This is a genomic window from Algibacter sp. TI.3.09 (assembly GCF_038154905.1).
Classification (GTDB): Bacteria; Bacteroidota; Bacteroidia; order Flavobacteriales; family Flavobacteriaceae; genus Algibacter.
The window spans coordinates 1,783,528-1,799,774 of sequence record NZ_JBAKAN010000001.1; the positions used below are offsets into that span (position 1 = coordinate 1,783,528).

14 protein-coding genes are annotated in these 16,247 nt (G+C 32.0%); 3 read left to right on the forward strand and 11 right to left on the reverse strand.

The window, feature by feature from the left end:
* Position 1 precedes the first annotated feature (1 nt).
* From V6246_RS07125 to V6246_RS07160, 8 genes are all read right to left on the reverse strand, one after another.
* Positions 2–2,197 (reverse strand): peptidase domain-containing ABC transporter, encoded by a 2,196-nt coding sequence (locus V6246_RS07125; RefSeq protein ID WP_341559902.1) that lies wholly within the window; start codon positions 2,195–2,197, stop codon positions 2–4.
* Positions 2,193–3,257 carry a grasp-with-spasm system SPASM domain peptide maturase gene (gene gwsS, locus V6246_RS07130; RefSeq protein WP_341559776.1) on the reverse strand — a complete coding sequence of 355 codons (1,065 nt, stop codon included), beginning with the start codon at positions 3,255–3,257 and terminating at the stop codon, positions 2,193–2,195. The genes V6246_RS07125 and gwsS overlap by 5 nt, the downstream gene beginning before the upstream one ends.
* Positions 3,257–3,463, reverse strand: coding sequence for a hypothetical protein (locus tag V6246_RS07135; RefSeq protein ID WP_341559777.1), 207 nt, complete (start codon positions 3,461–3,463; stop codon positions 3,257–3,259). Before V6246_RS07135 ends, gwsS begins: the two co-directional genes overlap by 1 nt.
* The gene (locus tag V6246_RS07140; protein ID WP_341559778.1) at positions 3,447–4,361 is read right to left on the reverse strand and encodes a hypothetical protein; all 915 of its coding nucleotides are present in this window, start codon (positions 4,359–4,361) and stop codon (positions 3,447–3,449) included. The genes V6246_RS07135 and V6246_RS07140 overlap by 17 nt, the downstream gene beginning before the upstream one ends.
* Before the next feature lie 57 nt (positions 4,362–4,418).
* Entirely contained in the window at positions 4,419–4,604 is a 186-nt protein-coding gene (locus V6246_RS07145) for a hypothetical protein (protein ID WP_341559779.1), read from the reverse strand.
* Positions 4,605–4,667: 63 nt separating this feature from the next.
* Positions 4,668–4,817 (reverse strand): hypothetical protein, encoded by a 150-nt coding sequence (locus V6246_RS07150; RefSeq protein WP_159140068.1) that lies wholly within the window; start codon positions 4,815–4,817, stop codon positions 4,668–4,670.
* A gap of 101 nt (positions 4,818–4,918) precedes the next feature.
* Positions 4,919–5,131 carry a hypothetical protein gene (locus tag V6246_RS07155; protein ID WP_159017932.1) on the reverse strand — a complete coding sequence of 71 codons (213 nt, stop codon included), beginning with the start codon at positions 5,129–5,131 and terminating at the stop codon, positions 4,919–4,921.
* A 42-nt stretch (positions 5,132–5,173) separates the two neighbouring features.
* Positions 5,174–5,350, reverse strand: coding sequence for a hypothetical protein (locus V6246_RS07160; protein ID WP_341559780.1), 177 nt, complete (start codon positions 5,348–5,350; stop codon positions 5,174–5,176).
* 240 nt (positions 5,351–5,590) lie between these two features.
* Here V6246_RS07160 and V6246_RS07165 point away from each other — a divergent pair, with 240 nt between their 5' ends.
* The 3 genes from V6246_RS07165 to V6246_RS07175 are packed head-to-tail and all read left to right on the forward strand — an operon-like array spanning position 5,591 to position 10,112.
* Positions 5,591–6,193: a hypothetical protein gene (locus V6246_RS07165; RefSeq protein ID WP_341559781.1), complete on the forward strand. Its 603-nt coding sequence runs from the start codon at positions 5,591–5,593 to the stop codon at positions 6,191–6,193.
* A 2-nt stretch (positions 6,194–6,195) separates the two neighbouring features.
* Complete coding sequence (locus tag V6246_RS07170) at positions 6,196–6,936, forward strand: tetratricopeptide repeat protein (RefSeq protein WP_341559782.1); 741 nt, start codon at positions 6,196–6,198, stop codon at positions 6,934–6,936.
* A 53-nt stretch (positions 6,937–6,989) separates the two neighbouring features.
* Positions 6,990–10,112, forward strand: coding sequence for a CHAT domain-containing tetratricopeptide repeat protein (locus V6246_RS07175; protein ID WP_341559783.1), 3,123 nt, complete (start codon positions 6,990–6,992; stop codon positions 10,110–10,112).
* On the opposite strand, the gene V6246_RS07180 is transcribed toward V6246_RS07175, so the two are convergent.
* The 3 genes from V6246_RS07180 to thrA form a co-directional block, all read right to left on the reverse strand.
* Positions 10,109–11,314, reverse strand: a complete 1,206-nt coding sequence (locus tag V6246_RS07180; protein ID WP_341559784.1) for a polysaccharide lyase family 7 protein — start codon at positions 11,312–11,314, stop codon at positions 10,109–10,111. The two genes, V6246_RS07175 and V6246_RS07180, sit on opposite strands and share 4 nt — an antisense overlap.
* 85 nt (positions 11,315–11,399) lie before the next feature.
* A complete protein-coding gene (locus V6246_RS07185) occupies positions 11,400–12,572 on the reverse strand; it encodes a trans-sulfuration enzyme family protein (protein ID WP_341559785.1) in 1,173 nt (390 codons plus the stop codon).
* A gap of 267 nt (positions 12,573–12,839) precedes the next feature.
* On the reverse strand, positions 12,840–16,238 hold the full coding sequence (gene thrA / locus V6246_RS07190) for a bifunctional aspartate kinase/homoserine dehydrogenase I (protein WP_341559786.1): 3,399 nt from the start codon (positions 16,236–16,238) through the stop codon (positions 12,840–12,842).
* Between the last annotated feature and the right edge of the window lie 9 nt (positions 16,239–16,247).

Here is a 16,247-nt window from a genome sequence, read left to right on the forward strand (position 1 = left end):
GCTATTTCCCTAATTCTAATTGGTTTTTAACCAAATTATAATAATTCCCTTTTTGCTTTACTAAAGCTTCATGATTCCCAATTTCCACAATTTTGCCTTGGTCTAAGACAACAATTTGATCTGCATTTTTTACAGTACTCAACCTGTGCGCAATAACCACTACCGTTTTATTTTCAAAAAAAGTATTCAGCTTCTCCATAATCACTTTTTCATTGTTTGCATCTAAAGCAGAAGTTGCTTCGTCAAAAAACAAGAAATCTGGATTTTTGTAAACCGCTCTTGCAATAAGCAGACGTTGCTTTTGCCCAGTACTTAAGCCCACACCTTCCATGCCTATTTTAGTATTGTACGATAATGGTAAAACTTCTATAAAGCCTTTAATGTTGGCAACATCTACTGCATGTGCCAATTTATCTTTATCTACATAATCTTCACCAACTGCGATATTATTAGCAATGGTATCGCTAAAAATATAACCTTCTTGCATCACTACACCACATTGGTTTCTCCATGCTTTTTGAGATACGTGTTGTAAATCGTAATTGCCAAGTTTTATAGTTCCAGCATTAGGTTCGTAAAATTTTAAGAGCAATTTCATTAAGGTGGTTTTACCACTACCACTAGTCCCAACGATAGCCGTGATTTTATTTGAAGGAATAGTTAAATCGAGGGATTTTAAAACCATTTGATCCGACCCAGTATAACTAAAATGAACCTCTTCGAGACTTAAATCTGCATCCTGAGAAAGGTCTGTTATTTTATTAGCACCTTGCTGCTCTTCATCTTCTTTATTATGAATTTCGGCCAAGCGCTCTAACGATATTTTAGCATCTTGCACTTCTCTAATAAAGCCAATAAGTTGCGCTATTGGTGAGTTTAACTGCCCTACTATATATGTAATAGCCAACATCATCCCTAAGGTAATATCACCATCAATTACTAATTTAGCAGAGAGTACGGTAATTAAAATATTTTTTACTTCATTTATAAAACCAGAACCCACAGTTTGGTATTGTTCGAGTGCTAACCCCTCTATGGATACTTTAAATAGTTTAGCTTGTAAAAACTCCCAACCCCATCGCTTTTGTTTTTCAGCATTATGTAATTTTATTTCCTGCATCCCATTTATAAGCTCAATAACTTTACTTTGCTCCTGACTTACTTGAGAAAAACGCTTGTAATCTAAATCTCTACGCTTTTTTAAGAAAATAATAATCCATAAGAAATAAAGAAAACTTCCTATAAGAAACACGCTAAAAACCTGTAAGCTATAGTATGCCAAAACAATACTAAAAATAACAAGATTCACCATAGAAAAGAGCACGTTTAACGACGATGTTGTTAAAATACTTTCTATACGCTTATGGTCGTTTATACGTTGTAGAATATCTCCCGTCATTCTCGTGTCGAAAAAGGCTATTGGCAAATTCATGAGTTTTACAAAAAAATCTGAAACCAGCGATATATTTATTCTTGCACTTAAATGTAATAGAATCCAGCTTCTAATAACCTCAATAGCTGTGCGCCCAATAAACAAAGCTAATTGAGCAAATAAAATAAGATATATAAAGTGTACATCTTGATTTTTTATACCAACATCCACAACACTTTGCGTTAGAAACGGAAAAACAAGTTGAAGTAAACTCGCCGCAATTAGCCCGATAACTAATTGCCATAAAAACTGCTTATATTTTAATACATATTTTGATATAAACGAAAAACTAAAATCCTTATCGGCCTCATTAGTTGTTGTAGCATACTCCTTTAAATTAGGTGTTGTTTCTAATAATAAAACAATACCTTCTTCGGTTTCTGAGCTCGCGTTATTACCAATCCAGTGCTCTAAAAGATCGGGTAGGTTATATTTAAGCAATCCATGAGCAGGATCTGAAATATGATATATGTCATTTTTTATTTCATATAAAACAACATAATGGTTTTTATTCCAATGCAAAATACAAGGTAGCGGTGCTTCTTCTAATTGCTTCGAAGTAATTTTGACACCAAGTGTTCTAAACCCAATACTTTCTGCCGCATCACTTAATCCTGCCAAACTACTTCCTGATCTCGTAGTTTCACTTAAGGTACGTAACTCTTGTAAAGGGATTATTTTATTATAGTGCTTTGCTATTATTTTTAAACAAGTGGCACCACAATCTTTAAAATCGAGCTGTTTATAAAAAGGAAACTTTTTAATCATTTGTATTGATTAAATGAGACATACCATAACTTTTTATAGCTTTTGCTTTTAATGGGCTTGTACTCCAATCTTCCCACTCGTTTGTATACGGACTATAACCGCATTTTAAAGGCTTTGAGAAATCGTTATCTGGGTCTTCTGTATAAGCTCTACAATCTGTACAGATATATCTGAATTCGCAGTCTTTACAAACGTCTATTTCGTCTTTAGAAACATTCCAATATTTTTTAAAATCTTTAACCTTTAAAGCTTTTTCAAAAGATGTGTTTTCTATATTTCCAAAACTTTTAGACATACTTGGGCAGTTTTTAATATTCCCGTTAACATCGATAGAAATTTTCTTATTTAGACAGGTGTTATTGTTTTGAGCTTCTGTAAAAACAGCTATTGTAGACACAAAAAAACCTTGATTAATTAAACCACAACAGGTATTATCTAGAATTACCGCTTTAGTTTGTTTTATAAAATCGTCTTCATAATCGTTTGGAGCACTATGCAAAAGAACGCGACCTATTAAGGGCGATTTTAATACTAAGTTTTTAACTCGTTCCACATAGTTTTCTTGCTTAGAATACTGAGCTATAAAATCAACATTTTTAAAATAGCCTTTAGAACAATGCTCTAAAATGTCCTCCATTTTTTCTAAGCTTAAAGTAGTATAAGCTCTAACTTCTAAATATTTACATTGAACATCTATAAGATTATTAATTACTTTTTTAATACCATAATCCGATTTCTCATCTAAATCGATTATAGCATTATTAATAACTTCTGATGTATCATATTCTAAAGGAAAATCTGGAAAACTATCAGGAGAACTTGTATAAAAACCTATACCCTCGTCTATAAAATAGTTTATGTATTCCATAAGCGTTTCTTGGGTCTCTAGATCTAATTTATTTTTAACCTGAATTAGAGGTGTGTTTTTTAGCTCAATTAGAATATCATATAATTCATTGGGTATGAAAAAAAGTTTGTTTTCTTGTAAATCACTTATCACGGTTCTAGTTGCACCTATAGTTAACGTGCAGTTCGAAAAAATTAAAAAATATTTCATTAAAAAAAATTAAAGCTTTTAGTTATGGGTTTAGGAGCAGCACCTGTAGGTGTTTTAACAGACTCGTAAACCTCCATTTTTATCACTCGATTTGGTCGCCTTGAAACGACTGGTTGAATAGGTTCACCGCCACCAATTTCTTCGACTTCAGAAAGCTGATATAATAAAGGCAAATTTTCTACCCCTTGTTTAATGTTTTTTTTCATGTAATGTTTTTAAGTGTAACGCTACCTTTTTCTCTAAAAAGTAATTACAAGGTTCTGATACCATAGAAAATTGACCAATAGGATTAACTTCTAGAAAATAGATAAGATTATCTTGCCCTAACATAAAATCTAGAGAGCCCGTTTCTAAATTTAAGGTTTCCATTAAAAGGTGAATTTTATCTTCAACTTCCTTTGTAAGTTGATATGGTACCTTCCGTAAATCTTTACTATATTTTCTATGATCTACCTCTGAATTGGGCGTCATTATAGCCATAGAAAAAATTTCCTTATTGAAATAAAATGTTCTAATTTCGAGTGTTTTAGGTATGAATTTTTGAATAAATGAACTTGGAAATGTAGAAGAAACAGCCTCTATATTAGTAACTTCTTTTGTATAAAACATAGTAAAGCACTCTCTACTCGATAAAGGAAATGTATTCCCCAAGCTTTTTGTTATTACTCTACCGTGTTCTTCTTTGAAATTTTGAAGTTGCTTTTTACTATTTATAATTTTATATTCAGGAATATTAAACCCCACAGCTTTTGCTTCATCTAAAACAATTAATTTATTAACATCAATAGAACTGGGGTGAGATAGCCAATTTTTAGATTTAAGCAAGTACATAAAATATTGAGATAGCATTTTATTTTCATCTCTAATATTATCATTTAAGGTAATTATATTTTTTTCATTATCAACAACGGTGGCTTGAGGAAGCCCTTTAACGAAACCCCATCTCCAAAACCAAACTGTACTCACTTTTTCGATATTTTTAAGATCCCAATTAGAATAATTTTCTGCATGGAGCCTTTTAAAATCCTGTTTATAATATGATAACCAATCCATTACTTTCTCTGGTGTGGTATCATGTTGGCTATTTGTTAGTAGTAAAACCATAAGTAGAAATATGCCCAACCTTATTAAGGGTTGAGCATTTTTAATATTAACTAATTATTAATAAAATGACCCCTCACTAATATCTCCATGTACCAATGATTGAGTATTCCCTGCTGTAGAAGCTCCTCCAGGCATCTCCCAAATTACCCAACCTGATATTTTTGGAGAAGGATTACCATAAGAACCACCTTGAATTTCTTCCAACTCTACTTTGTTTTCTTGAAAATCTGATAATTTTTTCATTATAAAATTTCATTTAAATACCTACTCTATTTGTATAAGCTTTTCGGCTACCGCTTTTAAGTATTATAGTCCTAATTTCTTTCTTATTTCATCACCTATAGGATCTGGTGTACAATTCCCATTCATTATTCCGTTATCTCCTGTTCCTCCAAAAACGGTTTTTGTTGCTTTAGTTTGCAATTGAAAATCACGGTAATCATTTAAATTTTTCATCTTAAATTGTTTTACTTTATATATTCTCTATTTCTTATAGACCTATGCTTCTTAAATAAAGACACCCAAATCTCTAAAGATTAGAGTGCCTTTGATTAGTTTTAATTAACCCATCGCGGTTTAAATGTGTAATTTAATTCTAGATCAGTGTAACTATGTACTCCATTAATATCAGAAGTAAAAGCTGACACGTGGTTCCCTGGAGTAGAATCTCCGCCTGGATATGCGTTTATAGCTTGAACAGAAAACGTAGTTCCACCATTAACATTTTTCAACTCTACTTTGCTGTCTTTAAAATTTGATAATTTCTTCATAATATGAAAATTAGCTTTATTTTTGCATTAATAAATATTGGATTAAACACTAATCCAATTAACATCTGGACGAACCCAATTCATTTTCCCAGGACCACCAGGGTAATCAGGTGGGTAATCAGGAATAAAATACCCTGATATTATTGGATAATCAGTTTTCCCTCCTTGAATTTCTTTTAAATCTACTTTACTACCTTTAAAATCTGATAATTTTTTCATTTTAAAAATTTATTTAAACACCTACTCTATTCATATAAGCTTTTCGGCTACCGCTTTTTTTGAGAAACCATTTTTACAACACAACGCCCTTATTAAAAATAAGAAAAGGCTATTACCATGGCTTCCCACGTATATGATGTAGATTAAAAAAATAATAACAAGTTTTTTTTATTTCCCCTCAGAACTGAAAGAAATTCAGAAAGGCAGATATCTTTATTTTTAGTATCATTGTGGTTCCCTATGACAGAAATTAATATCAAAAAAATAATTGATAGCGCCGTTAATGGAAATGAATTTCCTTTTAATAGATTTTTTGAAGATACTTTCAAGAAACTATTACCCAAACTAACCGCTCTCACTAACTCAAGAGACGATGCGCAAGACGTTTTTATAACATCTATGCATAAATTTTGGGAACGCTTTGTTATTAAACAAGAAGAACTGCCTCTTAATAGTATAGCCTATATTTATATGATGTGCCGAAACGCATGGCTACATAAAAAAAGACAGCCATGGAACTCTGTTATTTTAGTAGATAATAATGCATACAACCTTAATAAAACTAAGAATGATGCATTAGTAACAGAGCAGGAAAAAACAGATATTGAAAACGATATTTCACTAAAGCACAAAGCTTTATCTATTGCCATTAATGAGTTATGTGATAAATGCAAAAAACTTATTGAAGCAGAGCTAGATAACAATATAAAATTAAAAGATTTACAGCAAGAAATGGGGTATAATAATTACCAAGCTTTAGTACAAGCAAAATATAATTGTAAAAAAAGACTAGTTAAAAAAGTTACTGAAGCTTTAATTAACTTGAAAAAAAATAATTCTTAATAATGATTCCAGAAAAAGATTTAGACTTAATTACACGTTTTTTCGACTTAGACCTTTCTTATGAAGAATTAAAGGAATTTGAAAAAAGAATATTGCTCGACATAAAATTTCGCGAAAGATGCGAAGCTTATAAGGCAGCCAACGATATAGTAAACACTACTTATCCAGATAAAGATAAACTGGCAAGAACCGAAAAATGGAAGACCTCATTTAAAGATAAGGAAACAACAATAGCTACAAAAAAAACGCCGTGGAAATGGGTTGGTGCTATTGCAGCAGGTTTTATTATAACATTTTTTATTTGGCAACTTAATTCCACATTTCAAGAACCAGACTTAAATAAATTAATTGCTAGTTCTTGGAATAAAAAAATTGGTTTAGATTTTAACACCATTCGTAGTACTAAAAAAGATTCTTTAAAAAGCCTCGTTAGCAGTGCGTACAGCACTTATAGCGACATGAATTACCAATCTACCATTAACTTACTTAGTGATTATAAAGCAGACACTATTTATTATGAAGATGTTTTACTGCTTAGAGCCTTATCTTTCTATAAAAAAGAGGATTCTGATACTGCTTTAAAAACATTAGACACGCTTTCTAAATACCATACAGGTAAAAAATCTAAAGTAGCAAATTGGTATAAAGGCCTTATTTATCTTGAACAAGGCGATATAAAAACTGCCGAAAAATTTATAGAACTACCTAAACATAAAACTAAAGAATTGAAACTAAGAGAGTGAAATGTTATAATATCTATTAACAAATACTTTCAACGTTTTCAATACTCATGATAATGAATAAACATCTATTTTTCTTTTGGATCTTAGTTAGTTTTCTTTTTATACCTAGCTTGTATGCTCAAAAAAAAGCTGACACTTTAGCTGCTTCAATAAATTACAAAACTGCAGATTCACTTTTAAAAAAAAGAGATTTTAATACATCTGTTCTTTTATTTAATGAAGCCCTTAATGTATATGAAAAAACAAGTGCTTTCAAAAAAATAGCAGATTGCTATTATAAATTAGGCAAATGCTACGAGGAATCTTTAGATTATAATAAAGCACAAAAATTTTACGAGAAAAGTTTAAAGCTAAAAAAAGAAAAGCTACCATCAAACCATGAGAGTATCTCGATATCGCTCTCCAGTTTAGGACGTTTAAATTTTATTCAATCTAACTACAAAACGGCTTTAAGTTTTTTTGAAGAAGCCTTAAAGGTTTCATTGAAGACACATAAAGAGACCGATCAAGTTATAGGAAATAGGTACAATAATATAGGACTCTGTTATTATAATTTAGGAGACTTACACACCTCATTAAAATACCTAGAGAAAAGCTTAAATATTGATATAAAATCGCTAGAAGAAAACCATATCAATATTGGCTTTAGTTATATAAACATCGGGCTTATTTATTTTGATCTTATGCAAGATGATAAGGCCATGATGTATTACCAACAATCTTTACCTTATTTTGTTAAAAACGACTATAACAAAGGCCTTTTAGGTGTTTACAACAACACAGGAAACATACTAAAATCTCAAGGAGAATTAAATAAAGCTTTAAATTACTATCAAAAAAGCTTAGCCATAACCCTTGAGTACTTTAAAGAAGATGTTTCTTTACTGTCATTAATTTACATGAATATTGGCAATACTTACGGCATGTTGGGAGCCTATGATGACGCTCTAATATATTTAAACAAATCTTTAGAGTATTACAAAACCATTTTGGATAAAAACCATGATAAAATAGCAAAACTATATGACAATATTGGATCGCTATATTCTTCTAAAGGAGAATACAATACAGCTCTAAAATATTCTGAAAAAGGACTAAACATTCAAGAAAAATTAGGTAATCATCTTGAAACAGCATATTCACTAAAGCTATTAGGAGAACTCAAGTATAAATTTGAATTTTATAATGAAGCTTTATATTATAATCAAAAAGGGTTAAAATTAACTCAAAAAATATATGGAGCTACGCATTTATTAACTTCAAATTTTCACTACAATATGGGTATTACCCATTATAAAAAAGAGAACTACAAAATTGCCTTAAAATATTTAGATAGCGCTCTTGTTTCCAATTCTAAAAATGCAGATGCGAATAATAGCTCAGCCTTTAATCCTAATAATTATTTTGATCACCAATTATTATTAAAAACGATACATAAAAAGGCACAGACATTAGAACTTCAATCTATCCAAACTAAGGATAATATGCTGCTAGAAAAGAGCGCAAAGCTATATTATCAAGCAGATTATATTATAGATTATATTCGCGAATCAATAAATAATCATCAAGATAAATTAGTTTTAGCAGAACAAGCAAAAGCAATTTATGCAGATGCTATTGCTGCACATGTACTACAGTATAAAAATACAACAGAAAAAAAACATCTAATAAACGCATGGCACTTTACCGAAAAAAGCAGATCTAATACTTTAAAAGATTTACTCAATGATACTAATGCTAAAAACTTCTCAAACCTACCAAATGAACTTTTGAATTTTGAAAAAAGCATTAAATCAGATATAGCCTACTATCAATCACAAATTGTCGCAGAACAATCTGAAAACATTTTAGATACAGATAAAATTAAGAGCTTTGAAAACGAATTATTCACTATTAATCAAAAGAAAGATTCTTTAATAAAAGTACTTAAAAAGGACTATCCCAAATATTATCAATTAAAGCATAAAACAGAGTCCTTTTCTGTTAAGGATATTCAAGATAAAATAAATAATAGAACGACGGTATTAGAATTTTTCTCTACTGAAAGTAAAATCTATGCCTTTACAATTTCAAAAAATGATATTTCAATAAAAGAATTAACAATTTCTGAATTAGATAAAAAAATAGAACGCTTTAATACATCAATTACTTCCGAAAATTTAAATGATTACAAAAAAATAGCATCCGTTTTATATCAAGAACTTATTAAACCCCTAGATACAAAACTGATAGGAGATGAATTAATAATTGTTCCAGATGATATATTATGGTATCTAAATTTTGATTTATTACTCACAAATAACAACAATAAAAACAGTAGAGAACTTCCCTATTTATTAAAAAAGTATGCTATTTCTTATTCCAATTCAGCAGATTTATTATTCAATCCTATTGTAAAAAACACTTCAAAATCTAAAACCTTAAAAGAGTGTCTCGCCTTTTCATATTCAAACGCACCAACTACTAAAAAACCGAATAAAAACAGCGTTTCTCCTGCTAATGATATTAAAGAAGATTTACCTGGTGCGAGAAAAGAAATTGACCTGATATCTAAAATTATAGATGGTCAGTACTATTATGGAGTTAACGCCGTAGAATCTACCTTTAAACAAAACGTAGAAAAATACAACATTCTACATTTAGCATTACATGGTGATGTTGATAATGAAAACCCTGAAAACTCTAAATTATTTTTCACAAAAAGTAAAGATACTATAGAGGATGATATTTTATACAATCATGAACTTTTTGCTTTAAATATCCCCGCAGATCTTGTTGTACTAAGTGCTTGTAATACTGGTATAGGCGAAATTGCTAATGGGGAAGGTATAATGAGTTTAGGAAACGCTTTTCAATACGCAGGAGCCAAAAGTTTACTGTTGAGCAAATGGGAAGTACATGATAAAAGCACACCTGAATTAATGAAGTGTTTTTATTCAAACCTAAAAAAAGGCATGAATAAACCTAAAGCACTACAGCAAGCTAAATTAAAATATGTAGCAAATACAGAAGCCTTTTACACCAACCCATTTTATTGGGGAAGTTTTTATATTATAGGGAATACAGATGCCATAAGTTTTAAAAACAATTCAAATAACATCTATTATTGGATTGCTGGAGTTCTTTTTGTTCTTTCTATAGTATACTTATTAAAAAAATATAAGTCTAAAAATTAATTACTTGTATGGCTTTTTTCAAGTGAATAAAAAGTAGCCTGAACATAATCATCAGCATCACCAGTATTGTTCTGGTTGTAAACACCAGCTTTAAAATACATATACTGTCCGCCTTTATCGTAACCACTGCTCAGCATATCAATAGTTTTTATAATATCGGCTTTACCTGCTCTAGAAATAGTAACCGTTAAAGCATTACCAACCACTTTAATTTTATACGAAAACTTTTCACCTAAAGCAATACCATCTTCTGGGTTAGAAGCAGAACTACTTCTAGAACCAATTAAATCGTACCATTGCTCGCTTCCAAACCCCTCAATAGGCTCGTGTGCAAAATAAATACCACCTAAAGCATTATCTTTCAGTTTTCTGTAATAAAGACGAATAGGCTCATCATCATTGGCATGTATTTGCCCAACAATAACACGACCAATTTGGCTATCATCTCCAGTTGTAGTTACGTAATTTACAGCCAGAGTGGCACTCATTTCTCCATCGAAACTAGCCGCTGCATTTATATCTGCGGTAGGTGCCGATCCAAAAACCCAATTGTTTTTATTCACACCTTGCGTTTTAATACTTGTATTAGTACCACGCAACATTTCGCGTAATTCTACTCGAGTATAACTTGTATTTAGAGAGGTTTTAAAACCAGCCACAGGGCATTTAAAAACCATACCACCATCGGTATTAGTATAAAAATATTTACTGTTTTGGTAATCTGCATTTATTTGAGCAACCGTTACCGTAACCGCTGTACCATCACCCTTATTTTCTGGAATACTTAAATTCCAAGTCGATAAATCGAAATTTTTGGAAGGTGCCACATTAGCGTCTAAAACTCCTGTACTTTCAGCTTTTGCTGCCTGAGTAATTGTTATATTTTTAGAAATATCACCACCAATAACATTTACAGAACCCGTTCGCACAGTAGTATTTGGGTTTGCTGTTACAGAGATATTTATAGTACCATTATTAGTTCCATTTGTAGGAGACAAAGTAATCCAATCATTATTATTAGCTGTGTACCAATACAAATTAGCCGTTACTGTTATTGAGTTCGTTTCCCCACTTGCTGAAAACTCAGAAACTGTAGATACATCTAAGATATCAACCTGGTCTTCCTCTCCAGAATCACTAGAATTACAGCTAAACCCAACAGTTAAAAACAAAACCGCACAAACAATATTTAATAATTTCATGATGTAAATAATTTTTATAAAAATAGCATGTTAAATCATGAGAAACTAAAAAAACAATAGCTATTCAGTAAACTAAATGTAAAATTTAAGCAAGTGCTTGCTCTATATCTGCAATAATATCATCAATATGTTCTAACCCTAAAGAACAACGCACCATACCATCTGTAATACCAGCAGCAGCCTTTACCGACGCTTCAACTTTAGCATGCGTTGTACTTGCTGGGTGTGTTACAATGGTTCTGGTATCTCCCAAATTAGCCGATAGCGAACACATTTTTATACTATCAAAAAAGGCCTTCCCGCCTGCTATACCGCCTTCAACTTCAAAAGCCACAATACTTCCTCCCATTTTCATTTGTTTTTTAGCAATGTCATGTTTAGGATGCGATTTTAAAAACGGATATTTCACCCATGTCACTTTAGGATGTGCTTCTAAAAATGTAGCCAATTTTAAGGCATTTTCACAATGTCTTTCAACTCTAATCGCTAGAGTTTCTAAAGATTTAGACAATACCCAAGCATTAAACGGACTCATAGACGGCCCTGTTAATCTCGAAAATAAGTAAATTTCTCTAATTAATTCCTTTTTACCAACCGTTACGCCACCTAACACACGCCCTTGGCCATCCATTAATTTAGTAGCAGAATGAATTACTAAATCTGCACCAAATTTTATAGGTTGCTGTAAATACGGCGTTGCAAAGCAGTTATCTATAACAAGCAATAAATTATGCTTTTTACAAATAGCACTTAAAAATTCCAAATCTAACACATCAACGCCCGGGTTTGTAGGCGTTTCAGCATAAATAAATTTCGTGTTTGGCTGTATTAAACTTTCTATGGTTTCAACTTTGTCAATATCAAAATACGAACATTCAATATTCCATTTCGGAAAATACTTAGTAAACAAACCATGCGTAGCACCAAAAACAGAACTACAAGACACCACATGGTCTCCAGCATCCAACAACGTTGCAAATGTAGAAAACACAGCAGCCATACCACTTGCAAAAGCAAAACCAGCCTCTGCACCTTCCATTTTACAAACCTTATCTACAAATTCGTTTACATTAGGATTGCTATATCTACTATATAAATCACGTTGTTTCTCTTCGGCAAAAGACGCGCGCATCTCCTCAGAGTCTTCAAACACAAATCCGGACGTTAAGTACAAAGGTACCGAATGCTCCGAAAATTGTGTATTTTCACTCTGTGTGCGTATCGCTTCTGTTTCGAAATGTTTTTTATTCTCGCTCATTTTATTTTCACTATTCAATAAAGGTAAAAAACCCTCAAAGATTTATTTTTAATATTTTTATTTGGGCATTTCCCTATCGGGTCGGGCTTTCCGCTGTATCTTTTTTGAGAAAAACAAAAAAGGATGCCGCATCAATCCCTAATGCACTTACCTGCTTTGGTTTGTTTTAAACCTGTTGTTTTTTTTTGTTTTCTTGCAAAGACCTATTAAGTTTTTAAAACCTGACAGGTCTGAGATTTCCGCCTTCGCAGAAATGAAAAAACAAACCTAATTAATATGCTTAGATAATCGCAAAATATCACCAAACACACCACGCGCTGTAACTTCTGCTCCTGCTCCTGCACCTTGAATCACGATAGGTTGCTCACCATAACTTTCAGTAAATATTTCAAAAATAGCATCCGAACCTTTTATTTGTCCTAACGTACTATCATTTGGTATAGATACGAGCTTAACTTCTAAAACGCCTTTATCTTGAGATAAATCTCCCGATAAATCTCCAATATAGCGTAATACATGCCCTGGTTCTTGCTTATCTTTTATAGCTTGGTATTGTTCATTTAAAACATCCAACTGTTCTAAAAACGACGCTACCGATATATTTTGATACGCTTCTGGAATTAAATTCTGTACCGAAACATCTTCAAACTCATTATACAAATCTAACTCTCTAGCTAAAATTAATAACTTTCTAGCCACATCATTTCCAGAGAAATCTTCTCTCGGATCAGGTTCTGTAAAGCCTTTGTCGATAGTTTCCTGAATAATTTCACTAAACGGCTTATTTTCAACAGAAAAATTATTAAATAAATAACTTAACGTTCCCGAAAATACGCCACGAATTCTAGTAATATTCTCACCCGATTCGTGTAATAACTTAATAGTATCAATTAACGGCAAACCTGCGCCAACCGTAGTTTCATATAAATATTGTTTGTTATTTTCTTTTAACTGAACACGTAAATCTTTATAAAATTTATGCGAAATGGTATTTGCAATTTTATTAGAAGATACCAAATCGAAACCAGCCTCTATTAAAGGGATGTAGTTTTCATAAAAATTAGGACTTGCCGTATTATCCACAGCAATTAAATTTTCTAAATGGTTTTCTTTTGCAAAAGCAATAATATCTTCAATGGAACTTGCTGTGTCTACCGTTTTAATAGCATCTTCCCAATTAGCATCAACACCATTTTTACTTAAAAGTTGCTTTTTAGAATTCGCAATAGCAAATACATTTAAGTTAATGGCTTTACGTTTTTCAATATCGCTTCTCGATTTTAAAATTTGATTAATCAATGCACCTCCAACACCTCCATGTCCGAAAATGGCAATGTTTATCTTTTTAGAAATTCCAAAAATCTCACCATGAATCACGTTCATAGCTTTATGTAATTGCGATTTTTTAAGCACTAAACTTATATTTCTTCCGGTAACGGTATTGTTAAATAACAACGGCGTAATTTGGTTTTTTATAAGCGCATTAAATGGTTTGTGGAACGAACTTAACTCGATACCAATAATTGAGATTACAGACACATCGTCCACAACATCAATTTTATTTACATCCTGAGAATAGAAATCATTTTCAAACTCACGCTCTAAAGCAATAACCGCTTGTGTGGCTTCGCTTGCATTAATAATTAAGCCAATACCACGCTCTGACGAGCCTTGCGAAATAATACTAACACTAATATCATGAATACTTAACGCTCTAAAAATTCGAGCATCTACTCCACTTTTCCCTAACAAACCACGACCTTCAAGATTTAAAAGCGCCACGTTATCTAAAACAGACAGCGAAGTCACTTCTTTAGCACTTGGTTTTGCTGTAATTAAAGTTCCTTCATCCTCTGGATTAAAGGTATTTAAAATACGTAAGTTGATGTTTTTTTCAACTAAAGGAATTATAGTTTTTGCGTGTAAAATAGTAGTTCCAAAGTTGGCCAACTCATTTGCTTCACTAAATGATAATTCTCTGATTTTTTGAGCATCGGCAACCAAATCAGGGTTTGCCGTATAAATACCATTTACGTGTGTATAATTTTGTAACTCTTCAGCATCTAAATAATTTGCAATTAAGGCTGCGGTATAATTACTTCCATTTCTACCTAAAGTCGTGGTTTCATCTTTTAAGTTTGAAGCAATAAAACCTGTAATTACATTTACAGCATCTTTATGTGCTTTGAAAAAAGCAGTGACATTATCTTTAGATAATTTAGCAATAGGAATTGCATTTCCGAAGTTCTCATCTGTTTTTATTAGCGTTCTAGAATCTACCGCATTGGCTTTTATTTGCTTCTGGTTTAGTAATTCTGAAACCATTTTAATGGCCAACAATTCGCCTTGTGCTAAAATAGTATCCTTAATCTTTCCGCTGTAATCTCCAAGTAAACTAACACCTTCAAATAATTTATCAAGCAATGTAAACTCTTCAGTAAAATCAATAGTTTTTAAAGGTTCTTTTTGGTAACTTTTAAAAGCTTCTAATTGCGACTTATACTCTTCGCCTTTTGCGGCAAGATTTAAAACAAATTCTAGTTCGTCGGTAGCATTGCCACGTGCCGATACTACAATCGAAATTTTATCGCCATTATTAACTTTATTTTCAATAATGGTAATTACATTATTCAATCCTTCGCCATTGCCTAAAGATTTGCCTCCAAACTTTAATACTTTCATTCTTTTCTTTTTTGAATCTGGCACAAAAATGCCTTCTATAATTTTTTCTAACTGCTCATATTCCATTAAAAACGCATCGTGACCGTGTACCGAGTGAATTTCGTTGTACGTTACATTCGGGTTGGTTAATGCTAATTGTTTGTGCGTTTCTCTATTCTCTTCTGCTGTGAAAAACAAATCGGAATCGACACCTACAATATGGATATTCGCTTCTATATTTTCTAAGACATTAAAGTCTTCTGGTCTATTTTTGGTAACATCAATTGTTCTAAGTAACTGATTCATTAACTTATAAGCTGAAAGCTGAAAACGCTCTTGCAACTTCTTACCGTGATGCAACAACCAACTTTCTACATTAAATATCTCTAAATCTACATTTTTAGAACGATGAAAACGCTCTTTAAAAGATTCTGGAGTTCGGTAACACAGCATGGCATGCATTCGTGCGTCGTGCACCGGATTTTTTGAATTTATTAAAAACTGTTCTTGAATCTGGCAGTTTGCTATAAGCCAATCTGTAGATTTCCAATCAGTTGCGATAACCACCAAGTTTTCGGTAAAATCGGGTTGTAAAACCGCCATTTCCCAAGCAATTCCGCCACCTAAAGAACCTCCAACGGCTGCAAACAGTTTTCCTATTTTTAATTCTTTTAAACCTAGTAAAAATATTTTTGCGACATCGCGTGCAATAAAATCCTTGTAATTTTCAACAACAAAGCCGTCATAACTATTTCCTGGGATATTGAAAGCTAAAACGCTGTATAGTTTTGTGTCGATTACTTTATCATCGCCAACTAAATCTAACCACCAGCCATCTTCGCCAGCAACATCACTGTTTCCGGTTAAGGCATGATTTATTAACACAATAGGTGCGCTACCCAGTGGTTTTCCAAACACTTGATAACTTAAATTAAGTTCCGCATTAAGCACATCGCTTTCCGTGCGATAATTTTTAATGGTAATATGTTGCAATGGATGCTTCAATGTATTGTG